The following is a 21,109-nucleotide window of genomic DNA, read 5'->3' on the forward strand; positions in this document are numbered from 1 at the left end:
GACGTCGTATTGCTAAAAGTTTCTGTCCCACATGTGACCGTGAAATGTCTTACAGGGCTTTCTCCTGGCACCATCGTTCCGCTAGGATCGTTCGCACACGTTTGCGCGGTTTCAGCGCAAGGAGCACAGCGAGACAGAACGGATGCTGAACAGTAACTTGCTTCGAAAGCTCGACATGCAGGACCTCATGGTGTTTGTCGCCGTGTATGAGCAAAGCAGCGTCACCGATGTGTCGGAAACCCTGTTCGTCAGCCAGTCCACCGTCAGTTACTGCCTGAAAAAACTGCGCACCAGTTTTGAAGACGAACTGTTCATCAACACCCGCACCGGCATGCGCCCGACCTACAAGGCCAGCAGCATGTACGGCCATGTGCAGAAGATCATCGAAAGCATCAACCTGTGTCACGCCGGCGCCCCGACATTCGACCCAAGCCAGCAAGCCGTCACCTTCAACATCTGCGCGCCGGAATATTTCGAGCAACTGATCCTGCCGCGGCTGTTGAAGCGCTTCGACTTCGACGATTTGCCGGTGATGGTCAACGTGCACAAGCTCGAGACCGACGTCCCGGCAGAAGAACTGCGCGACGGCAGCCTCGATCTGGTGATCAGCTTCGGCCCCAACTTCCATCGCCAGCACAACGATCTGAAATCACGCCTGCTGCTGGAAGATGATCTGGTTTGCGTGTTCGACAAACGCGCTACACCGCTGGAACCGCGCTTGAGCCTGCAAGCCTTCACCGAGCGCCGCCACGTTTTCCCGACCCCCTGGACTTCATCCACCAACATGGTCGATGGCTGGCTGGCGCGGCAGGCGCAGAAACGCCAGATCATCGCGCGTTCGAACAGCTACAGCGCGGCGTTGAAGATGATTACCGGCACCGATTTCATCCTCACCCTGCCCCGCCGTATCCAGCGTCTGCTGACCAACGAGGCAGTCTTCAACCACTGCGAGGCGCCGAACGGCTTGCCCGGCTTCACCCTCGACATGCAGTGGTGCCAGAGCGTCGATCAGGACAGCGCCAACGTCTGGCTGCGCGAGCAAGTGGTCAATGTGTGCAGCGAACTCGATGCAAGCTGAGTCCTACACGCCCACCACAGCTTTGCTGTAGGACTCGCGGTCGATATCGAGCAGTTCTACACACAATTGCACTTCGACACCGGCCGGCCATTCGCAGATGTCCTGCAACGCCGCCAGCAGACTTTGCGACAACTGCTTCTTGATCTCCGGCGACCGCCCGCTGAGCAATGCCAGTTTTATGTGAACGAAAGCACGCTCGGCGAGTGCGGTACCGACCTTGAATGTCTCAACCTTGACCGCACGGCCCTTGATATCGAACTCGGCAGCAAACTGACCGGACCCCACCAGAGTGTTGTTGAGCCGGATCAATGCAACATCGGCGTTCAGCGGCAGGTTGGCGGTGTATTCCATGTGCAGATGGGGCATTTAAAGTCTCCGGTCAGTGGGGCGTAGGGCGGTACATATACCACAGTCGCACCCAGGCTTTTTGTAGGAGTGAGCCTGCTCGCGATAGCGGTGTGTCAGGCAACACTTATGCAGAGTGAAACACCGCAATCGCGAGCAGGCTCACTCCTACAGAGGATATGTTGGTCAAAGCGGATTTTGTGGCCGTTCGCTCATGAAGGCTTCCAGCCGCGAACGCAACCAGCGCTCGGCCGGATCGCTGTCGACGTGGCTGAGCCAGACCATCGACAGGTCCAGCATCGGCGTCTTGAACGGAAACGGCTCCTGGAACAGCAATCCAGACGCAGCCATCGCCGCCGCGGTGTAATCCGGCAGGCTGGCGATCAGGTCCGTACCGGCCAGCAGCGCCGGCAACGCGCTGTATTGCGGCACCGATAACACCACCTGGCGCGTGCGACCCAGCTCCGCCAGCCACTCGTCAGCGTAGCCACTAACATTGGCCGTGTGCGAAACCAGTACATGCGGACGCGCGCAATATTCATCCAGGGTCAGCGGCGTATCGCTGGCATCGGCGCGCAGAATGCTCGGCTGGATGTGCCGCAGCAATTTACGCTTGGCGTTGGCCGGCAGGCCGCGGGTCTGGCTGATGCCAACGGTGATATCGCCCGCCGCGAGCAGATCGGGAATCCGCCAGTAATCGGCGTGTTGCACCACAAACACCACGTTTGGTGCTTCCTGGCGTAGCGCTCGCAACAACGGCGGCAGCAGGCCGAACTCGACGTCATCGGACAGGCCGATGCGAAAGGTCATGGTGCTCACGGCCGGGTCGAAATCACGGGTCAGGCTCAGCGCCACCGACAGCGAATCCAGCGCCGGCTTCAGATGACGGAAGATATCTTCGGCGCGGGCCGTCGGTTCCATGCGGTGGCCGACCCGGATGAACAGCGGGTCGTTGAGCATCGTGCGCAGGCGGTTGAGTGCCGAACTGATGGTCGGCTGGCCGAGAAACAGTTTCTCCGCCGCCCGGGTCACGTTGCGTTCGAGCATCAAGGTCTCGAACACCACCATGAGGTTGATATCGGCCTTGCGAAGTTCATTGCGGTTCATCCATTGCCCCCTGCTCCCCGGAATGCGGGCAGTGTAGAAAGACGCCGAGCCCGGCGTCCATCAACGTTTTCGCAACAAAACGCGATTTCAACGGACGGTCAGCGATTTCAGCCCCAGCCCCATCACGCGTGCGTCATCGTTCAAGCCGAGGTTTCGCGGACTGGTCGCGTCCGGCAGATGGATTTGCAGGATCAACGGCTGGCCATTTTTCAATTTGTCCTGGACCGCTGCGCTGAGCGGAATTTCCAGCACGTTGTCTTGCACCTGAGTCAGGCGCGTCGACAAGGCCTCAACCCCGTCGATGCTGACGATCACCCGCTGAGTCAGCCGGGGCGGCATGACGAACGCCAGCACGTCCATGACGATCGCAGTGCTCTGCGGCGCGACACGCAGAGCGATTTGCGCCTCTAGCCCTTCGCTCCAGGTTCCCCAGCTTTCCGGCGCGGCCCAGCCCTTGAGCAACTGTCGGCTGTTGCGATTGAACAGTTGCACCAGTCCCGGTTGGCTCAAGGGCAGCGCCGACATCGAGCGCCCCTCATCGACCATTGGCAGGCATTGCTCGCAACGCTTCCAGCCTGGTGCCAGCACGACAAAGTCGTCAACGCGAGCCAGCAGATCTGTCTCGCTGCGCACACTCTTGACCGCCAGATCCAGCGCGTCATCGTCGAGGATGTACAGCGAATCGGCCGCATAATCTCCGGCATTCAGCCGGCGTTGTGCGTCACGCTGAGCCTGGTCGAGTGCCTTGGGGCTCATGCGGCCCATATACACGGCATCGGTGCTCAAGCCATGCGTCGCGGCAAACCAGGCAATGGGCTGCCATTGATCCGACTGGTTTTTCGGCATCAGGGCACGGATCTTCTTGTAGTGCGCCGCGGCGCTGCCCCAGAACGGGTCGCGCATCGGGCTGGTCCACACCGAGGACGCCGGCAGCATTTTGGTCGCGCGTAGCCCCTGCCAGGCAATACGGGTGTCGGTGACTTGTGCGGTCAACGCCACGGCCAGCAAGGCGATGGCGATGGGCGCCCGGTATCCACGCACAATCAGATAGATCACCAGCAGCACCAAGGTGTAGAACACCGGCCAGAACATCCGGCCCGAAGCGCGGAAAATGCTCGCCAGCCCTTCGATGATTTTCGGCAGCGGATAACTGAACGTGCTCGCGCCGAAGCCGATCTGATTGGACAGTGCAAACAGAGTCAGCCCGATCATTGCCACCAGCAGCCATGGCCAGCGCAGCAGCAGCGATTTCAGGCTGATGTTGCTTCGCCACAGTGCAATCGTTGCCAACGGCAACAGCATCAGCACACCGAGGCCCAGATAATTGAAACCTTCGTAGTCGCCGCCGCCTTTGGCGAAACCCGGCAGCACGTACGACCAGCCATCCGCATCGATCAGGGCGAGCAGATTCATCCGGTACCAGCCGAAACCGCCGCCGCCCGCCCCGTCGACAATGCTGAAATAGCCCGCCTGCCAGCAACACACGCTGACCAGCGCAAACAAGCCACCAAACTCGATCAGCCCCCGACGCCGACTCAGCTTGCCGGCCATGACTTTACCGAACAGGTCAGCCACCCAGATCAACGCCACCATCACTAATAAATAGGCATGCACCAACGCCGTCGCCCCCAGCAGCGTGCCCCATGCCAAGCGGCGCCGACCCAGTGCCGGATGCAAGGACAGATACAACGCGGCGAGAATCAGAAAGTGTGCGACAAGCGACAGGTGCCCCCCGGTGCGCAAGAACATCGGCGGCGAAAACACCAATAATCCGCAACCCAACAGGCGCAGCGCGGCGTTATCGGTGATGAGCCCAAGCAATTTCCAGCCGAACCAGGCTTGCAAGACAAAACAGGCCAGCAACCATAAGCCGAAATACTGAAACGTCTCGGGCAACCAGCCATCGACAGTTTTGAACAGTATTGCCAGCAGCGGATTGGAATCGGAAAAAATCACCGCACTGCCCAGCTCCAGTCCATAAGACGGATTGAGCCCGAGCGGAAATGTCCACGGCCCATGACGAAAATTCACCCAGCCCAGGTAATGCGTTGCCGGGTCGCCGTCCTTGAGCCAGGCGATGTTCTGCGGGTCCAGCGCATGCGGGCCGATCACCAGCAAAAACGCCAGCACACCCAGCAATACAGGTAAAAGCGCGAGGGCTGGATGCTTGTTCAATTCCCTCATCGGTACGTCCAGAAGTTATGCAGCACAAACGTGAAAGCCGGAATCGTCAGCGCTACCGCCACGATGCCCAGCAAATAATGCAGCCCCGCCATTTGCGCCGCCCAGGCGACCAACATGGCCAGGAAAAATCCGCCGAGCGACACCAGCAGGAACCGCAGCAGCGTTCGGCCATGTAACCGCGCCGAAAAGCTCCAGGTGGTGTTGATCACATACGACACTACCGTTGCCACGGCGAACGCCACGCCGTTGGCCAAGGGCGGTAAAGGGCTGATGAAGTTGATGAACCCGATCGCGACCAACGCATGCAAAGCCGTGACGAACAAACCGGTCACGGCAAAGCGCACGCCACGCTGGATAAACGCGGCTTTTTCGCGTGGGGTCACGGTTTCTGCGCCAGTATAAATACGCTCAGACCCGCCAGACGATTCATCCCCATCAGCGGTAACTCAAGGCTGCAAAGCGTCTTGAGCACGGTATTGACCAGCGGGTGATGCCGCTTGAGTTGCGAGCGCGGCGGTTGCGCCTGGGCGCCCTGCGGCAGCCAACGCAACGCTGCGGCAAGCGGAAACACCGCGCCGAAATAATAGGCACCGCGCTGCACTGTCAAACCGGCATCGCGCGCCAGGGTTTCGAACTGCGCCAGGGTGTAACGGCGCTTGTGTTCGAGAAAGTCGTCATGACCACTCCACAGGAACTGAAACGCCGGCACGGTCATCAGAAAGCGGCTGCCTGACGGCACTTTGTCGACGTACATCTTGAGCAGGCCGAGGTCGTCGTCGACATGTTCGAGCACGTCCATCAGCAGCACCAGATCGGCGTCGACGTGGTCGATGTCGCGGCGATAATGCACCGGTTTGCCAGCGGCAGTACCGCTGGAATCGGCGGGGTAACTGATGTCGACGCACCACGCCTCGCGCGCCTGGGTGTGGGTCAGCAGGTGGTGCGAGAAGAATCCCGAGCCGGCGCCCACATCGAGAATCCGCTGGATCGGCCCGTCGCCAAGCAAGCGTCGCGTGGCCGCTGCCTTGGAGCTGTAATACCAATGCTCATCGATGCTGTCGCCGAGGATGTCGGTTTCCTTGAGATCCATGTGTCAGTCCTTGGGGTCGTAGACGCGACGCACCAGAAAAACCGGCCGGCGTTTGGATTCGATATACGTGCGGCCCAGGTACTCACCGAGCACGCCGATGCCGATCAATTGCAAGCCGCCGAGAAACGTCACGGCAACCATCAGCGACGCGTAACCAGGCATGTCGACGCCATGGATCAACGTGCGCAGGACAATGAACATGGCGAAGGCAAACGATACCAGCGACACCGCCGCGCCCACATACGTCCAGACGCGCAGCGGTTCGGTGCTGAAACTGGTGATGCCTTCAAGGGCGAAATTCCACAGCCGCCAGCCGTTGAACTTGCTTTGCCCCGCCACGCGCTCAGGGCGTTCGTAATCGACGTGCGTGGTGCGAAAACCAACCCAGGCGAACAAGCCCTTCATGAAGCGTCGGGATTCGGGCAGCGTCAGCAACGCATCGACCACGCAGCGATCCATCAGACGAAAATCGCCGACATTCTCGGGTAATGGCTGTTCGGCGATCCGGTTGTGCAGGCGATAGAACCAATGCGCCGAGGTCTGCTTGGCCCAGGTGTCGCTGCGGCGACTGACACGATGCCCCAGCACGACTTCATAACCTTCGCGCCAACGCTCGATCATTGGCAGGATGACTTCCGGCGGGTCCTGCAGATCGGCATCGATCGGCACGACAATTTGCCCGCCTGCGATCTGCAGCCCGGCAGACAACGCCGCCTCTTTACCGAAGTTGCGACTCAAATCAACGATGCGCAGGCGCGGGTCATGCCGCTGATGCCCGAGCAGCCGTTCAAGCGTGGCATCGGTGCTGCCGTCATTGACGAACACCAGCTCAAGGTCAATCAACGGTTGCTGTTGAAAGACTTCATTGATCCGCTGCACAAAGGTGTCGAGGCTGTCCTCTTCGTTAAAAACCGGGACCACCAGCGATAACGTCACCTGCGCGGCCTGTTGCGTTCCGTGCTCAGTCAAAGGGAGTGCTCTTTTTTATAGTGTTTGTCGGTCGCCGATCAGTTTCGACGCCATGAGCCGTCCCGTATTAAGCAGTAGCGCTGGCAGCGTTGCAACAAACAAACAGCGGCATATCGGCCAATCCGGACGCCTATCCCCCCGCTCTAGTCCGCGCCCCTCGGAAACATCCGCCAACGATTGGAAACAAATGTCCGATAGCCAAAAAAACCGTCTGCGCTAGGCTTGCGACGATGCGCCACACCGACTGACGCACATCTAAATCGCATGGAGCGAACTGAATGTATTTCGAGATTTACAGGCAATCCAGAGGCACCCCCCGCACCGGCCAGGGACAATGGCGCTGGAGACTGAGAGCAGGCAACCACGAGACCATCGCCAGCGGCGAGTCGTATGTGAACAAGGCGGACTGTCTTCACGTGATCGGGTTGATCAAGGCGGTGCAGGGAGAGACGCCGGTGAAGGAGATTTGAAGCCTCGGCCTGATAGGAATTCGTTCTCGTAAAACCAGGAAGCCCTGCAGACACATAACCGTCTGCTGGGCTTTTATCCGTACCGGTAACGGAGCGAATCCTTGCGCAATGGCAGACAAGGTCACAGGATTTTTACGGGACGACCGGTTCCCAGGCTCTCGATGACCAATGGATTGCGCCAGAAAAAAGCGAGTTCAATGCGCAGTGTCGACCGGAATCATCGTCTATCGGTTTGTATAGGTCAGATGTGCGGACCCGCGTACGGCCGATACCGGCTTTTGTCATCCAATGAAGGCATTCACGACGAGATACTGCGCGCCTGGCTCTCACTTTCGTCTATGCATATGCGGGTCTCACCCAATGTCAAATTAAACATCTCCTCTTGCTGCCGCTTCCCCCTTTCCAATGATCGGACACAAGCAAAAGAGCTTTACTGAACTAATATTTCAGCGTTAGTGCAATTCTTGACCGAAGATCGATATCCGAAAACGGCTTATGCAGGACCGGACAATCCGCAAACTCTTCCGGCAGGCCGCTAGCGCCGTAACCCGTACTGAACAAGAACGGGATGTTGCGCGCACGCAGAGTCCGAGCTGCCGGAAAAACGCGCTCTCCAGCCAGGTTTACGTCGAGAATCGCCAAATCTACATCCACCACACTTGCCGCCTGCAGAGCCTCCGCTAGTCGGGCCACGGAGGCGACTACCGTGCACTCCCATTCCTCGAGCATCTCCTCGATCAACATGGCAATGGCGCCTTCGTCTTCAACCAGAAGCACCTTTATTCCTTTGATAGAGGTCATGATGAATCCCCAGCGAGTGTGAACGAGAACCGGCAGCGAACGCCCTCACGGGAGAAGTCGAGTTCAAAAGAACCGCCTAGATCACGCTCGATGCAGCGCTTCATCAACCGCGAACCCAATCCTTCTCGCTCAGGCGTGAACACGGGGGGACCGCCCTGTTCACGCCAGTCCAGGCTGAGTAGCGCTCCGTTCGGTTTGGGTTGCACGCTCCACCTCACCGAAAGTGTCCCCCTCTCGGTGGACATCGCTCCGTATTTAAGGGCGTTGATTGCCAGCTCATTGAGCGTCATGGTGAGGTTCAGTGCGACGCGACTGTCAACGTTGAAGGCATCACCAGTGATCACGACGCGGCCGGGCTCTTGGCCAAATATCGGCATTAACACTTCATGGGCTAGCAGATCCAGCGGGGTAAGGCCCCAATGCCGCTTAGTCAGCAGATCGTGGGCACGCGACAATGCGAGCAACCGGGCTTCGAACCGTGTGTACCCATCATTGGCATCCTTCGCGTTGCGCGCTGTTTGCGCCGCTAAGGACTGAACCGTAGTCAGCGTGTTCTTGACTCGATGATTCAGCTCGTCGATCAGGTTTTTTTGTCGGTCTTCTGCTTGCTTACGCTCGGTGATATCCACCAGCATGTTAATGGCACCGACAAGGTTTCCGTCGGCATCATGGAGGGGGGTCGGATAAGGCGTAAATGGCACACGTGTGCCATCCGGACGCTCTGCTATGGCCTCAACGCCCCGAATCGGCCGATTTTCCTTAAGAGCTACGGCCATGGGGCATTGGTCGTGAGGAAGATAGGAGCCATCGGTGTTGAACAATTTCCAGGTTACGCACCATAATTCGCCCAGTTGCGGCGTTCGCCCCGACAACTCGACTGCCGCACGGTTATAGAATGTGATGCGCCCCTCAGCGTCAGTAGTGTAGGTGGCCGCCGGCAGCGCTTCTAGTAAATTGCGCATGTGACGCTCGCTTTCTCGCAACCGGTTTTCCGTTTTTCGGGCCAGCGTCACATCCTGGATGACGCGCACACCATAGCGGAACCTGCCGTCAGGAGCCCTTACCGACGAGCTATGAATATCGAGATAAAGCGGCTGGCCATCGAGCTTCATGGCCCTTTTGCGCAACACGTAGTTGTCCAGGTTACCTGCCACCTGCCGTGCATATAACTCTCTATCCTGCTCAACACTGTCCGGATGGGTATAGTCAAAAAAGGTCATCGCCAGCAGCTGCTCGCGAGAGCGACCTAGCATGGTACATAGGGCATCGTTCACCCGGAGTAGGCGGCCATCCTCTCCCGCCTCAGCAATTCCGATGGTCGCCGCCTCGTAGGTAGCCGCAAGTCGATCATCGCTCTCCTGGCGCTCAACTTCAGCTTCATGCACGCGCGTCACATCCACAGTGAAGCAACGTGTGTTGAAGAACTTACCGTCTTCAAATCGCCCGTTAGAGGTAATCGCGACATGTTTGATGGTGCCGTCCTTAGCCCTCAGACGCGCCGGATAACTTTTCAGGCAATCACCGCTACTGAGTTTATTGAGGATGTCTCCGATTACCGGCTCGTCAACATGAAAATCGGTGATGTGACGGCCAATGTACTCGTTCGGGGAATAACCCAGCAGCGACAACTCCGCTTTATTGGCCCGCAGGATAATGCCCTCGCCGCTGACAATATGAAGGCCGACGGCGCTGTTTTCGAAAAAGTCTTCAAGATCGGAGCCTTGGCGTCGCAATTCTTCGGCCATTGCATGGTGCATCGAGACGTCTTGAAAACAATTGATCGCGCCTTGGATTTCCCCACGCCGGTCTCTAAGGGTGCGGATATTCATGAGCGCTACAAAGCGTGATCCGTCCGGGCGCTCGATCAAAACCTCCTGGTTACGCGAATTCAGGCCTTTGATGAGGGTGGAAGCCATGGGACATTCGTCAACAGCTAATGGCGTGCCGTTTGTCGTGTAGAGCCGGTACGAGCCGCAAAAACGGTCCCCATTCTCACCTAGGTCAGGTGTTCTTCCCCACAGATTGACCGCTTCGCTGTTGAAGCTGACGAGCCATCCATTGCGGTCACACAAGTAGATTGCCCCCGGGATGGCATCGAGCGAATGGGGCCCCCTGGTGATCAGACTCTCGTACTCAGTGGGTTGCCCATTGTCCGTGGGGAACTCGTCAACATTCAACATGCTTCTTCCTCAATGCCTGTATTCCTAAAACGCGCCATCTATCGACGTCTTGGCTTTCTCTGAGAGTATCTCCTGAGGTCGTATTCCACCTCAGATAAATTTCATGAGCACAGCAAGCTTTTTCTTGGGGCAGCAAGGGACTGGATCGCTACTTGTTGCGCTAGTTCAGTAATTGGTACAAAGCCCCTGCACGTTTTGACGACGTTAAGAGCGTAGCCTTGCTGGGCGGCGTGACGAGGCCACAATGAATATGATCGCCTCCAAGAGGCACTGTCGACCAAGCGAATAGCCCGTGATATCTACCATATGAATTTCCAGATTAAGAAAGCAGCCTCACCCTGTTCATCGAAAATACCACTTGGATAACCAGGCCGTCGGAATGCCATTCGCGTCATGATGATCAGAACAAGCCGCCCAACGATTCTGGCGCCCAGTTCATGATCACCCGCTCACCGCTCACCGCTCACCTCGGCTTTGCCTTGCCGCTGGTTGGTTGGTTGGTTGGTTGGTTGTGGTGTAGCGGATGTCTAAGGTTTCAAAATGGAAACCATCGAACACACGGCGGATATCCGGATGGTCGTTGATGCTGATCATCACCTTGCCTTTGCAGCGGCGCATGAAGTCGGCCATCCGCTCGTAGCTCTCGAACGGAAAGTCCACGCCGTAACCGGCTGTCTGCCAGTAAGACGGGTCCATGTAGTGGAAGGTGTGGACGCGGTCGTGACGTTCAGCGAATTCAAGCCAAGGGACATTTTCGACGTAGGTGCCGGACAGTCGTTACCAAGCGACTGAGAGGTTTTCCTCGATCCGCAGCAGGTTAATGGCTGGGGCAGTCGTCGCCGTGCCGAACGTCTGCCCCGAGACCTTGCCGGCGAAGGCATGGTGCTGCAGGTAGAAGAATCGGCATATGCGGATATGAGTCCGACAAGCAGATCGCTCGTGACACTGATCGTTGCGTCTGCACATAGAAATGCGGCAATAGCTCCGCCTTCCAAAAACTGCCACAAAGGCAACCTGAGGTTTATACCCCTGCCACCAACAGCCAACGCTGTCGTGCTTCCTGCCAAACCCACATACGTAACTCCCTGATAGGCTCCAATATCTCGCGCGCGCCCTCGCCATCAGCGCAAACCCAACAGCACGCTTTCGAAATTGGCTGAAGCATACACAGGCCTAAAGCGTCCTCATGATGTCATTTTTTGCCTTAAAAATGCCCTAAACGAAAGTCCGGAAACGAAAAAGCCCCCGTAATCATCAATGATTACGGGGGCTTCGTCTTGTTCAATAATGGCGGAGAGATAGGGATTCGAACCCTAGGTACCGGTGAAGGTACAACGGATTTCGAATCCGTCCCATTCGGCCACTCTGGCATCTCTCCAACGGCGCGCATCATAACAACACTTTTACCGAAAGCAAACCCTCTTTCGAAATTTTCTTCGTGCTATCAGATGCTTGCGTCGATTAAAGCGGTACACCCAGACGATTGGCGACTTCTTCGTAGGCTTCGATGACGTCACCGAGGCCTTGGCGGAAGCGGTCCTTGTCCATCTTCTTCCTGGTGTCCTTGTCCCACAGACGGCAGCCGTCCGGGCTGAACTCGTCGCCGAGGACGATGGAGCCGTCGCTGAACACGCCGAATTCAAGCTTGAAGTCGACCAGCAGCAGACCTGCGTCGTCGAACAGCTTGGTCAGTACTTCGTTGACCTTCAGCGACAGTTCTTTCATGCGCGCCAGTTGCTCGGCGGTGCCCCAACCGAATGCCACGACGTGGGATTCGTTGATGAACGGGTCGCCCTTGGCGTCGTCCTTGAGGAACAGTTCGAAGGTGTATGGGTTGAGCTTCATGCCCTCTTCGACGCCCAGACGCTTGACCAGGCTGCCAGCGGCGTAGTTACGCACGACGCACTCGACCGGGATCATGTCGAGTTTCTTCACCAGGACTTCGTTGTCAGCCAGCAGCTTGTCGAATTGGGTCGGAATGCCGGCCGCTTCGAGTTTCTGCATGATGAAGGCGTTGAACTTGTTGTTGACCATGCCTTTGCGGTCAAGCTGCTCGATGCGCTTGCCGTCGAACGCCGAGGTGTCGTTGCGAAACAGCAGGATCAAGCGGTCAGCGTCGTCGGTCTTGTAAACCGATTTGGCTTTGCCGCGGTAGAGTTCTTCACGTTTTTCCATGATGGGCTCCGCTTGCTAGGTAGGTGGGCTAGGCGATGTGGCGCCAGTCGAGCCCTGAATCTTGATCGGCCAGTTGCAGCCAGTCCGGGTCGCACCCGAGGGTGTCGACAAAACATTGCCGGGCCAGCTGCGGCAGGTTGTTCTTGCTGCTCAGATGAGCCAGGACCAGGTGTTGCAAACCCTGCCAGCCCAACTCGGCCACCAGGAATGCCGCCTGATGGTTGTTCAAATGTCCCAGCTCGCCGCCCACCCGTTGCTTGAGGAAGTACGGGTAATGACCGCGCGCCAGCATGTCGCGGCAATGATTGGACTCGATCATCAATGCATCGAGATCCCGATAATTGTCCAGCACCCGCTCGCAGTACGATCCCAGGTCGGTGAGCAGGCCGAAGCGCCGCTGTTCCTGATCGCTGAAGACATACTGGGTCGGTTCCTGCGCATCATGGGCCACGGCAATGACCCCGACGCTCAGCGCACCGATCTGCAGTTGCTCGCCGCCGGCCAGAAAACCTGCCGGCTCAAGCGGTTTGCGCATCCCGCGCAGTGTGCCGCGACTGAGGTAGACCGGCAGATTGTAGCGCCGAGACAGCAAACCCACGCCATGCACGTGGTCGGCATGTTCGTGGGTCACGAGTATCGCGCTCAGTTGCGCCGGGTGAACACCCAGGCGCAACAGGCGTTTTTCGGTTTCCCGCAGGGAAAAACCACAATCCACCAGCACGTACGTATCAGCACTGGCGATCAGCGTGCCGTTCCCTTGGCTACCGCTGCCGAGAACGGCAAAACGCATGGTCGATCAGCCCAGATTGTCCTGAATCACGCTCAGCACTTTACGCGCCACATCAGCTGGCGCGACGGTATTGATGTTTTTCTCGACGGTCACCTGAATGTTCTCGCCGACCTTGCTCAGGCGTACCTGATAACGCTCGGCGCGGGCTTCCACTTCTTCCTTGCTCGGCGCGCTGCCGAACAGGCTGCTGAAGAAGCCAGGCTTGTCGTCTTTCTTCTCGGCTTTTTCGGCCAGGTTGATGTAGTACAGGCCCAGGCTGCGGTTGATGTCTTCAACGCGCCACTCACCCTGTTCCAGTGCACGGCCAACGCTCGACCAGGCACGGTCCAGATCGGTGCCGACGTTCAATACCGGGTTGCCGCTGCCGTCTTCGCTGAGGCTGACGCGGCTTGGCGCGTCGAAATCACGCGAAGCCAGCATCGATACCGAACCGCCCTTCTCGGACGTACGGCTCATGCTCGCGAGCATGTCGTCGACCAGCGCAGCATCCAGACCGGTGTTGACCGAACGGTTGGTGAAGGCGACATCGGCGGTGCTGCCGGCAGGACGCTCGGCGCTGACCACGTAGATCTCACTGGTATTGCGCTGCACGCCCGGCTCGATGCGTACACGCACGCGGGTTTCGCTGTCGCTGGCGATGCCGGCCGCGCTCAGACGCTTGGCCATCGATGCCGAAAGCTCATCGGAGTGCTGCCAGGTCGTGGTGAACTCGCCGGTCTGCGGACGCTGTTCATCCAGACGGAAACCGTTGTCCTGGAAGAACTGCAGCGCCACTGGCCAGACTTCGGCCGGCGGATGCTGGGCCACGACCCAACGCGAGTCGCCGCTCTTCTGCAGCGAGTAATCGCTGGCATCGGCCACGGCGGACAACGGCTGCGGACGCGGCACGATGTATTCGCCCTTGGCGGTGTCATCGGCGACGTTGCGCGGGATCGGCAACAGCGGATCGAGACGCTTGGAGGTGTTCACATCCGGTGGCAATTGCATCGGTGCAGTCTGTTGCGCTTGCAGGTAATCGCTACCACGGTCGCGGAAATAACCTTCCGGCCCCCAGACCCATCCGCAGCCGCTGGTGCTGGAGATAATCAAGGCAAGTGCGGAAAGTCCGGCCATTCGCTTCATGCGTTGTACTTCCTCAATTAAACCAGGACGCTGCACTGGCGCAGGGCCGTGCGAAGCGTTTCGTGACAAGGTGTGCTCAGCCAGGTCAGTGGCAGGCGGATGCCTTCGTGCATCAGGCCCATTTCGACCAGCGCCCACTTCACCGGAATCGGGTTGGCTTCGATGAACAGGTCTTTGTGCAGCGGCATCAGTTTTTCGTTGATTGCGCGTGCGGTGTCGGCGTCGCCCTTGAGCGCGGCCTCGCACAGGTCGGCCATCTCACGCGGCGCGACGTTGGCGGTCACCGAGATATTGCCTTTGCCGCCCAGCAGGATCAGTTCGACCGCGGTCGGATCATCGCCGGACAACACGATGAAATCCTTGCCCACGCCATCGATGATCGCTTTGGCACGCTTAAGGTCGCCGGTGGCTTCCTTGATACCGATGATGTTCGGAACGGTGGACAGGCGAATCACGGTCTCGGCCTGCATGTCGCAGGAGGTGCGGCCAGGAACGTTGTAAAGAATTTGCGGAATGTCGACCGCTTCAGCGATGTGCTTGAAGTGCTGGTACAGACCTTCCTGGGTCGGCTTGTTGTAATAAGGAACCACCAGCAGGCAGGCGTCGGCGCCTGCTTCCTTGGCATTACGGGTCAACTCGACGGCTTCGCGGGTCGAGTTGGCGCCAGTACCGGCGATGACCGGAATGCGCCCGGCAACCTGTTTGACCACGGCTTTGATCACGGCGATGTGTTCATCTACATCAAGGGTTGCCGACTCGCCGGTAGTACCGACCGCGACAATGGCATGGGTGCCGTTCTTGAGGTGGAAGTCCACGAGTTTGCTGAGGCTGTCCCAGTCAAGACGCCCTTGTGCATCCATGGGAGTGACCAGTGCCACCATACTGCCCGCAATCATGAAACCGCTCCTGCCGGAAAAAGAGAGCGGTAATGGTACTGGCGCCAAGATGCTTGCACAAGCGAAGTACTGCGCTGCCGCCATTCCCCTTGGCGCCGCTTTTCGCTACCCTTCAGACTTTGATCGGTACTGATCAGCTTGTACGCCGGGTTTCTGCCTCCCGTTTCGGCCTTCCAGACCCTGTTCCTGCATCGCCTCGTCGTGCTCACGCGTCAATGGAGCGAGCCGCGGGCGCTGGCCGGGTCGCCTTGAACGGACCGTCACAACAGGCACCTTCCGGCATCCAACGCCTCAACCTACCGACCGCTCATCGCTTTAGGAATGCTGCATGTCCACCCCCACAGTTCGCGAACAATTCCTTGTCATCAGTGCTCTCGGCGCCAACCCGATGGAGCTGACCAACGTGCTGTGCCGCGCCAGCCATGAAAATCGCTGCGCCGTGGTGACTTCGCGCCTGACTCGCCACGGTGAGTGCAGTGCGCTGGTTCTCGAGATTACCGGCAGCTGGGACGCCCTCGCCCGCCTCGAAGGCAGCCTGCCTGGCCTCGCCAAGAAACACGCGTTCACGGTCAACGTGGTGCGCAGCGCACCGCTGGAAAACCGCCCACAGGCATTGCCGTATGTGGCTTACGTCAGCTCGGCGTATCGCCCGGACATCATCAATGAGTTGTGCCAGTTCTTCATGGACCACAACGTCGAGCTGGAAAACCTGACCTGCGACACCTATCAGGCACCACAGACCGGCGGCACCATGCTTAACGCCACGTTCACCGTGACGCTGCCGGCCGGCACCCAGATCAGCTGGCTGCGCGATCAGTTCCTCGATTTCTCCGATGCGATGAATCTGGATGCGCTGATCGAGCCTTGGCGCCCACAAAACCCAATGTAAGGAAGCTTTAATGGCTGTTGTCATCGACCAACCGGTTGCCGATTTCGAAGCCCCTGCCACCAGCGGGCAAACCGTCAGCCTGGCAGCGCTCAAGGGCCAGCAAGTGGTGATCTACTTCTATCCGAAGGACAGCACCCCGGGCTGCACCACCGAAGGCCAAGGCTTTCGCGATCAATATGCAGCGTTCAAGGCTGCCAACACGGAGATCTTTGGCATCTCCCGCGACAGCCTGAAGTCCCACGAGAACTTCAAGTGCAAGCAGGAGTTTCCGTTCGAGCTGATCAGCGACAAGGACGAAGCCGTCTGCCAGTTGTTCGACGTGATCAAGTTGAAGAAGCTGTACGGCAAGGAATACCTGGGCGTTGATCGCAGCACCTTTCTGATCGACAAGGATGGTGTGCTGCGTCAGGAATGGCGTGGTGTGAAGGTGCCAGGGCATGTAGATGCGGTTCTGGCTGCTGCGCAAGCTTTGAATAAAGCCTGATGCTCTTGCCTTGAATTTACCGACGCTTTCGCGAGCAGGCTCGCTCCCACGGGGAATCAAATTCCAAATGTGTGAGCGAGCCTGCTCGCGAATGCCCCTTCAGCTTGACCGAGCAATTGGAATCAATCGCTACAGCAGCGGCGCCACCACCGGCTCTTTTCGCGGCCATGCATCGAGCACAGCCTTGAACAGCGTCGCCAGTGGAATCGCAAAAAACACGCCCCAGAATCCCCAAAGCCCACCGAACAGCAGCACCGCGCAGATGATCGCTACCGGGTGCAGGTTGACCGCCTCCGAAAATAGCAGCGGCACCAGCACGTTGCCGTCCAGCGTCTGAATGATTCCGTAAACCGCCATCAGATAGATGAACTGATCGCTCCAGCCCCACTGAAACAGCGCAATCAGCAACACCGGCACGGTCACCACCACGGCGCCGACATACGGCACCACCACCGACAGGCCCACCAGCAACGCCAGCAACGCCGCGTAGTTGAGACCGAGCGCGATAAATGCGATGTAGGTCACGCCACCGCAAATGACGATTTCGATACCTTTACCGCGGATGTAATTGGCGATCTGCCGGTTCATTTCCTGCGCAACGCGAGTAATCAGCGCGCGCTCACGGGGCAGATACCCACGCACCCACTCACCGATCATCGCCCGGTCTTTAAGGAAGAAAAACACCAGAATCGGCACCAGCACCAGGTAGATCATGATGTTCACCAGCAGCGGCAGACTCGATAGCGAGAAAGTCAGCGCCCACTGGCCGAACTTGCCGATCTCGCCGCGCGCCGCCTCGATCGCCTGCAGCACCTGCTCATCGGAGACCAGATGCGGATAGCGCTCCGGCAGCAACAACAGCAACGATTGCCACTTGGCGAGCATGCCCGGCAGTTCGTTGAACAGGGTGATCAACTGATGCCAGAGCAACGGCAGCACGACGACGATGAACAGCATCAGTGCGCCCATGAACAGCGCAAACACCAAACCCACCGCGACACCGCCCGGCACGCGCATTCGCTCAAGCGTGACCACTAGCCCCTGCATCAGATAAGCCAGCACCATGCCGGCCAACACCGGCGCAAGCATGCCGCCGAGGGTGAGTACCGCGGTGAAAGCAAGAAACAGCAGCACCGCCAGCACCACCGCTTCCTCATCGGAAAAATAGCGCTGAATCCAGTCGCGCAACACTTTGAACATCAATAATCCTCAGGTTCTGACGCTGTCGTTTTCAGGCTTTTTTCAACCAGTAACGGAAGACGCCGGCTTCGTCCTCTTCACGCAGTAGTGCATGACCGGCGAGTTTGGCAAAGGTGCGAAAGTCGCGTTGCGAGCCCGCATCCGTAGCGATCACCTTGAGTACTTCGCCGCTGGCCATTTTATTGAGCGCCATTTTTGCCTTGAGCAACGGCAACGGACAGTTCAGGCCAGTGGCGTCCAGTTCTACGTCAGGGACTACAGCGTCACTCATTGCGTCACTCCGGTTCAGGTCTCGAGCTGCCTAGAATATCTGGTCGCAGCGTTGGTGTCCGGCTACAGTAAGGTCTTTGTCTTTTAAGGCTTTGTGCATGACTTTTCTGCGCCCTACCCTGCTGACGCTCGCTTGCCTGCTCGCCTCACCAGGCTTTGCCGACGATCTGCCGTCACTCGGGGACGCCAGTTCTGCCATTGTCTCGCCACAACAGGAATACCAGCTCGGCCGCGCCTGGCTGGCCATGTTGCGCAGCCAGGTGTCACAACTCAACGACCCGCAATTGAAAGACTACGTTGAATCCAGCGTGTACAAACTGGTGGAAACCAGCCAGGTCACTGACCGGCGTCTTGAATTCATCCTGATCAACAGCCCGCAACTCAACGCCTTCGCGGCGCCCGGCGGCGTGGTCGGGGTCAATGGCGGCCTGTTTCTCAACGCGCAGACCGAAGGCGAATATGCCTCGGTACTCGCACACGAACTGGCGCACTTGTTGCAACGCCACTTCGCCCGCGGTGTCGAGGCTTCACAGCGCATGCAGGTGCCGATGATGGCTGCCCTGCTGGCCGGGATCGTCATCGCTGCGGCTGGCGGAGGCGATGCCGGGATTGCGGCGATCGCCGGTAGCCAGGCGGCGGCGATTCAGGCGCAACGAACCTTTTCCCGACAGAACGAACAGGAAGCCGACCGCATCGGCATCCTCAATTTGGAAAAGGCCGGCTACGACCCGCGCTCGATGCCGACCATGTTCGAACGCCTGATGCGCCAGTATCGCTTCGATGCCAAGCCGCCGGAATTCCTGCTGACGCACCCGGTGACCGAATCGCGTATCGCTGACACCCGCAACCGCGCCGAGCAGGCCAGACCGGGCGGCATCGAAGACTCCAAGCGCTATCAACTGATCCGCGCGCGGGTGCAGTTGATCTATGAAGAAACACCGGGGCTGGGCGCCAAGCGTTTTCGTGCGCTGCTGGACGAGAATCCGAAAAACGATGTAGCGCGCTATGGTCTGGCCATCGCTCAGATCAAGGGCGGGCAACTGAACGAGGCGCGCGAGAACCTCAAACAATTACTGGCAACATCGCCGAACGAGATCATCTACAACCTCGCTCAGGTCGATCTGGATATCACCAACAATCGTTTGCCCGACGCGCAGTCACGGGTAGACCGCATGCTGACGCAGTATCCGGGCAACTATCCGCTCAATCAGGTGCGCGTGGATCTGCTGCTCAAGCAGAACCGCGCGCCGGATGCCGAGAAAGCCTTGGAAGCCTTGCTCAAATCGCGCCCGGACGATCCGGACGTCTGGTATCAAGTGGCGGAAACCCGTGGCTTGTCAGGCAACATCATCGGCCTGCATCAGGCTCGAGCGGAATATTTTGCCCTCGTCGGCGACTATCGACAGGCTATTCAGCAACTGGACTTTGCCAAGCGCAAGGCCGGCAGCAACTTCCCGCTGTCGTCCCGCATCGATGCCCGCCAGCGTGAGCTGATGGAGCAGGAGCGCATGATCAAGGACATGATGGGCTGAGCCCGGTCGCTGAGCAAAAGCTTCAGGCATAAAAAAACCGCCTCTTTCGAGGCGGTTTTCTTTTTATCTTCCCAGCGGATTATTCAGCCAGTTTGAAGGTGATGAAGCTGGCGCGACCCTGGCGCAGAACGCGCATCGACACCGAGCGGTTCTTCGGCAGTGCCTTGGCGATATCCGTGAACTCCTTGGCCGAACCGATGGCCTGGTTGTTCAGGTGGGTGATCACGTCGCCTGGCTGCAGGCCGATCAGGGCGGCAGGACCATCCTGCACCTCCTTGATCACCACACCACCTTTGAGGTCGTAGGCCTTCTTCTGCTCAGCGGTCAGCTCGCCGACCGCCACACCGAGGCGATTGCTGCTGCTTTCAGCGCCGGATTTCGCCAGCGTATCCAGCTCTTTGTCTTCGTCCGGAATTGCGCCGACCGTCAGCTCGACGTTCTTGCGCTTGCCCTCGCGGATCACCTCCAGATTGGCTTTGGCGCCAGACTTCAGCGCGCCGACCAGATGCGGCAGGTCTGCGGACATGACGATCGGCTGGCCGTTCATGCTCAGAATTACGTCGCCGACCTGCAGGCCGCCCTTGGCTGCCGGACCGTCATCCTGAATCTGCGCAACCAGCGCACCGGCCGGTTTATCCAGACCGAACGATTCAGCCAGATCCTTGTTCACTTCCTGGATCACCACACCCAGCCAGCCTCGGCTGACCTTGCCACCGCTCTTGAGCTGATTGGAAACGTCCATCGCCACATCGATTGGAATGGCGAACGACACACCCATGAAGCCGCCAGAACGGGTATATATCTGCGAGTTGATGCCGACCACTTCGCCGTTGAGGTTGAACAGCGGGCCACCGGAGTTGCCCGGGTTGATCGGCACGTCGGTCTGGATGAACGGCACATAGTTTTCATTCGGCAGACTGCGGCCAACGGCGCTGACAATGCCTTGAGTCACGGTGTGGTCAAAGCCAAATGGAGAACCGATGGCAACAACCCACTGACCGGCCTTCAGATCCTGGGACTTGCCGAGCTTGAGTACCGGCAGATCCTTGCCTTCGATTTTCAGCAGTGCCACGTCGGAGCGTGGGTCAGTGCCGATCAGCTTGGCTTTCATCTCACTGCGGTCAGCCAGACGCACGAGGATTTCGTCAGCGTCGGCAATCACATGGTTATTGGTGAGGATGTAGCCATCCGGGGAAATGATGAAGCCCGAACCCAGCGATTGCGCTTCACGCTGGCGACCATCACGCGGGGAGCGCTGTTGCGGCGGCATGCCACGTTCGAAGAACTCGCGCAGCATTGGCGGCAGGCCCTCCAGATCGGGCATCTGCTGATTGACCTTGCGATCCGGCAGTTTCTGCGTGGTACTGATGTTCACCACGGCTGGCGAAGCTTGTTCGACCAATTGGGTGAAGTCAGGCAGATCGGCCGCCTGCGCAGCAGGAACTGCCTGACCGAGCACCAGCACGGTGGCAAAAATGGAAAGATAAGACTTCAAGCTAAGTATCGACATACAGCTCCCGTTACGAC

Annotated in this window: 20 protein-coding genes, 1 tRNA gene and 1 pseudogene; 5 read left to right on the forward strand and 17 right to left on the reverse strand. The window is 58.6% G+C overall.

What is annotated here, in order from left to right:
* Positions 1 to 142: 142 nt before the first annotated feature.
* Positions 143 to 1,078 carry a LysR substrate-binding domain-containing protein gene (locus J3P93_RS20575; protein ID WP_434591301.1) on the forward strand — a complete coding sequence of 312 codons (936 nt, stop codon included), beginning with the start codon at positions 143 to 145 and terminating at the stop codon, positions 1,076 to 1,078.
* A gap of 3 nt (positions 1,079 to 1,081) precedes the next feature.
* Here the strand turns inward: J3P93_RS20575 and J3P93_RS20580 are convergent, their stop codons facing one another.
* The 6 genes from J3P93_RS20580 to J3P93_RS20605 all read right to left on the reverse strand — a co-directional run bounded on the left by J3P93_RS20580 (position 1,082) and on the right by J3P93_RS20605 (position 6,773).
* Positions 1,082 to 1,444, reverse strand: coding sequence for a 5-carboxymethyl-2-hydroxymuconate Delta-isomerase (locus J3P93_RS20580; RefSeq protein WP_434591304.1), 363 nt, complete (start codon positions 1,442 to 1,444; stop codon positions 1,082 to 1,084).
* Between the two features lie 165 nt (positions 1,445 to 1,609).
* Entirely contained in the window at positions 1,610 to 2,530 is a 921-nt protein-coding gene (locus tag J3P93_RS20585) for a LysR substrate-binding domain-containing protein (RefSeq protein WP_093103766.1), read from the reverse strand.
* Between the two features lie 87 nt (positions 2,531 to 2,617).
* Complete coding sequence (locus J3P93_RS20590) at positions 2,618 to 4,714, reverse strand: DUF6311 domain-containing protein (protein WP_434591307.1); 2,097 nt, start codon at positions 4,712 to 4,714, stop codon at positions 2,618 to 2,620.
* Entirely contained in the window at positions 4,711 to 5,097 is a 387-nt protein-coding gene (locus J3P93_RS20595; protein WP_434591310.1) for a GtrA family protein, read from the reverse strand. The genes J3P93_RS20590 and J3P93_RS20595 overlap by 4 nt, the downstream gene beginning before the upstream one ends.
* The gene (locus tag J3P93_RS20600) at positions 5,094 to 5,804 is read right to left on the reverse strand and encodes a class I SAM-dependent methyltransferase (protein ID WP_434591313.1); all 711 of its coding nucleotides are present in this window, start codon (positions 5,802 to 5,804) and stop codon (positions 5,094 to 5,096) included. The genes J3P93_RS20595 and J3P93_RS20600 overlap by 4 nt, the downstream gene beginning before the upstream one ends.
* A gap of 3 nt (positions 5,805 to 5,807) precedes the next feature.
* Positions 5,808 to 6,773: a glycosyltransferase family 2 protein gene (locus J3P93_RS20605; protein ID WP_434591316.1), complete on the reverse strand. Its 966-nt coding sequence runs from the start codon at positions 6,771 to 6,773 to the stop codon at positions 5,808 to 5,810.
* 278 nt (positions 6,774 to 7,051) lie between these two features.
* Between J3P93_RS20605 and J3P93_RS20610 the strand changes: the two genes are divergently transcribed.
* Positions 7,052 to 7,243 (forward strand): YegP family protein, encoded by a 192-nt coding sequence (locus tag J3P93_RS20610; RefSeq protein WP_090282215.1) that lies wholly within the window; start codon positions 7,052 to 7,054, stop codon positions 7,241 to 7,243.
* Between the two features lie 438 nt (positions 7,244 to 7,681).
* Here the strand turns inward: J3P93_RS20610 and J3P93_RS20615 are convergent, their stop codons facing one another.
* The 8 genes and pseudogenes from J3P93_RS20615 to dapA all read right to left on the reverse strand — a co-directional run bounded on the left by J3P93_RS20615 (position 7,682) and on the right by dapA (position 15,207).
* Positions 7,682 to 8,044 (reverse strand): response regulator, encoded by a 363-nt coding sequence (locus tag J3P93_RS20615; protein WP_434591320.1) that lies wholly within the window; start codon positions 8,042 to 8,044, stop codon positions 7,682 to 7,684.
* Positions 8,041 to 10,224 carry a PAS domain-containing sensor histidine kinase gene (locus J3P93_RS20620; protein WP_434591323.1) on the reverse strand — a complete coding sequence of 728 codons (2,184 nt, stop codon included), beginning with the start codon at positions 10,222 to 10,224 and terminating at the stop codon, positions 8,041 to 8,043. Before J3P93_RS20620 ends, J3P93_RS20615 begins: the two co-directional genes overlap by 4 nt.
* 400 nt (positions 10,225 to 10,624) lie before the next feature.
* Positions 10,625 to 11,136 (reverse strand): annotated as a pseudogene (locus J3P93_RS20625) (DNA adenine methylase); the annotation flags it as partial.
* A gap of 376 nt (positions 11,137 to 11,512) precedes the next feature.
* Positions 11,513 to 11,602: transfer RNA gene (locus J3P93_RS20630), tRNA-Ser, on the reverse strand.
* Between the two features lie 83 nt (positions 11,603 to 11,685).
* Positions 11,686 to 12,399 (reverse strand): phosphoribosylaminoimidazolesuccinocarboxamide synthase, encoded by a 714-nt coding sequence (gene purC, locus J3P93_RS20635; RefSeq protein ID WP_332762245.1) that lies wholly within the window; start codon positions 12,397 to 12,399, stop codon positions 11,686 to 11,688.
* Positions 12,400 to 12,427: 28 nt separating this feature from the next.
* Positions 12,428 to 13,189 (reverse strand): MBL fold metallo-hydrolase, encoded by a 762-nt coding sequence (locus J3P93_RS20640; protein WP_394506070.1) that lies wholly within the window; start codon positions 13,187 to 13,189, stop codon positions 12,428 to 12,430.
* 6 nt (positions 13,190 to 13,195) lie between these two features.
* Positions 13,196 to 14,311, reverse strand: coding sequence for an outer membrane protein assembly factor BamC (gene bamC, locus J3P93_RS20645; protein WP_090282211.1), 1,116 nt, complete (start codon positions 14,309 to 14,311; stop codon positions 13,196 to 13,198).
* Between the two features lie 17 nt (positions 14,312 to 14,328).
* Complete coding sequence (gene dapA / locus J3P93_RS20650) at positions 14,329 to 15,207, reverse strand: 4-hydroxy-tetrahydrodipicolinate synthase (protein WP_434591328.1); 879 nt, start codon at positions 15,205 to 15,207, stop codon at positions 14,329 to 14,331.
* Positions 15,208 to 15,535: 328 nt separating this feature from the next.
* On the opposite strand from dapA, the gene J3P93_RS20655 reads away from it, so the two are divergent.
* Positions 15,536 to 16,096: a glycine cleavage system protein R gene (locus tag J3P93_RS20655; RefSeq protein ID WP_434591331.1), complete on the forward strand. Its 561-nt coding sequence runs from the start codon at positions 15,536 to 15,538 to the stop codon at positions 16,094 to 16,096.
* Between the two features lie 10 nt (positions 16,097 to 16,106).
* Positions 16,107 to 16,580, forward strand: a complete 474-nt coding sequence (locus J3P93_RS20660; RefSeq protein WP_434591334.1) for a peroxiredoxin — start codon at positions 16,107 to 16,109, stop codon at positions 16,578 to 16,580.
* A gap of 129 nt (positions 16,581 to 16,709) precedes the next feature.
* Here the strand turns inward: J3P93_RS20660 and J3P93_RS20665 are convergent, their stop codons facing one another.
* Positions 16,710 to 17,780 (reverse strand): AI-2E family transporter, encoded by a 1,071-nt coding sequence (locus tag J3P93_RS20665; RefSeq protein WP_090282206.1) that lies wholly within the window; start codon positions 17,778 to 17,780, stop codon positions 16,710 to 16,712.
* A 31-nt stretch (positions 17,781 to 17,811) separates the two neighbouring features.
* Positions 17,812 to 18,051, reverse strand: a complete 240-nt coding sequence (locus J3P93_RS20670) for a sulfurtransferase TusA family protein (protein WP_434591338.1) — start codon at positions 18,049 to 18,051, stop codon at positions 17,812 to 17,814.
* A gap of 97 nt (positions 18,052 to 18,148) precedes the next feature.
* Between J3P93_RS20670 and J3P93_RS20675 the strand changes: the two genes are divergently transcribed.
* Positions 18,149 to 19,582, forward strand: coding sequence for a M48 family metalloprotease (locus tag J3P93_RS20675; protein ID WP_434591341.1), 1,434 nt, complete (start codon positions 18,149 to 18,151; stop codon positions 19,580 to 19,582).
* A gap of 79 nt (positions 19,583 to 19,661) precedes the next feature.
* Here the strand turns inward: J3P93_RS20675 and J3P93_RS20680 are convergent, their stop codons facing one another.
* Positions 19,662 to 21,092: a DegQ family serine endoprotease gene (locus tag J3P93_RS20680; protein ID WP_434591344.1), complete on the reverse strand. Its 1,431-nt coding sequence runs from the start codon at positions 21,090 to 21,092 to the stop codon at positions 19,662 to 19,664.
* Between the last annotated feature and the right edge of the window lie 17 nt (positions 21,093 to 21,109).

The sequence above is a fragment of the Pseudomonas sp. R3-57 genome (assembly GCF_051132065.1).
Classification (GTDB): domain Bacteria; phylum Pseudomonadota; class Gammaproteobacteria; order Pseudomonadales; family Pseudomonadaceae; genus Aquipseudomonas.

Coding starts and splice junctions, on each gene's coding strand:
- J3P93_RS20575 (WP_434591301.1), top strand. CDS start 143: ATGCTGAACAGTAACTTGCTTCGAAAGCTCGACATGCAGGACCTCATG.
- J3P93_RS20580 (WP_434591304.1), bottom strand. CDS start 1,444: ATGCCCCATCTGCACATGGAATACACCGCCAACCTGCCGCTGAACGCC.
- J3P93_RS20585 (WP_093103766.1), bottom strand. CDS start 2,530: ATGAACCGCAATGAACTTCGCAAGGCCGATATCAACCTCATGGTGGTG.
- J3P93_RS20590 (WP_434591307.1), bottom strand. CDS start 4,714: ATGAGGGAATTGAACAAGCATCCAGCCCTCGCGCTTTTACCTGTATTG.
- J3P93_RS20600 (WP_434591313.1), bottom strand. CDS start 5,804: ATGGATCTCAAGGAAACCGACATCCTCGGCGACAGCATCGATGAGCAT.
- J3P93_RS20610 (WP_090282215.1), top strand. CDS start 7,052: ATGTATTTCGAGATTTACAGGCAATCCAGAGGCACCCCCCGCACCGGC.
- J3P93_RS20615 (WP_434591320.1), bottom strand. CDS start 8,044: ATGACCTCTATCAAAGGAATAAAGGTGCTTCTGGTTGAAGACGAAGGC.
- J3P93_RS20620 (WP_434591323.1), bottom strand. CDS start 10,224: ATGTTGAATGTTGACGAGTTCCCCACGGACAATGGGCAACCCACTGAG.
- purC (WP_332762245.1), bottom strand. CDS start 12,399: ATGGAAAAACGTGAAGAACTCTACCGCGGCAAAGCCAAATCGGTTTAC.
- J3P93_RS20640 (WP_394506070.1), bottom strand. CDS start 13,189: ATGCGTTTTGCCGTTCTCGGCAGCGGTAGCCAAGGGAACGGCACGCTG.
- bamC (WP_090282211.1), bottom strand. CDS start 14,311: ATGAAGCGAATGGCCGGACTTTCCGCACTTGCCTTGATTATCTCCAGC.
- dapA (WP_434591328.1), bottom strand. CDS start 15,207: ATGATTGCGGGCAGTATGGTGGCACTGGTCACTCCCATGGATGCACAA.
- J3P93_RS20655 (WP_434591331.1), top strand. CDS start 15,536: ATGTCCACCCCCACAGTTCGCGAACAATTCCTTGTCATCAGTGCTCTC.
- J3P93_RS20660 (WP_434591334.1), top strand. CDS start 16,107: ATGGCTGTTGTCATCGACCAACCGGTTGCCGATTTCGAAGCCCCTGCC.
- J3P93_RS20665 (WP_090282206.1), bottom strand. CDS start 17,780: ATGTTCAAAGTGTTGCGCGACTGGATTCAGCGCTATTTTTCCGATGAG.
- J3P93_RS20670 (WP_434591338.1), bottom strand. CDS start 18,051: ATGAGTGACGCTGTAGTCCCTGACGTAGAACTGGACGCCACTGGCCTG.
- J3P93_RS20675 (WP_434591341.1), top strand. CDS start 18,149: ATGACTTTTCTGCGCCCTACCCTGCTGACGCTCGCTTGCCTGCTCGCC.
- J3P93_RS20680 (WP_434591344.1), bottom strand. CDS start 21,092: ATGTCGATACTTAGCTTGAAGTCTTATCTTTCCATTTTTGCCACCGTG.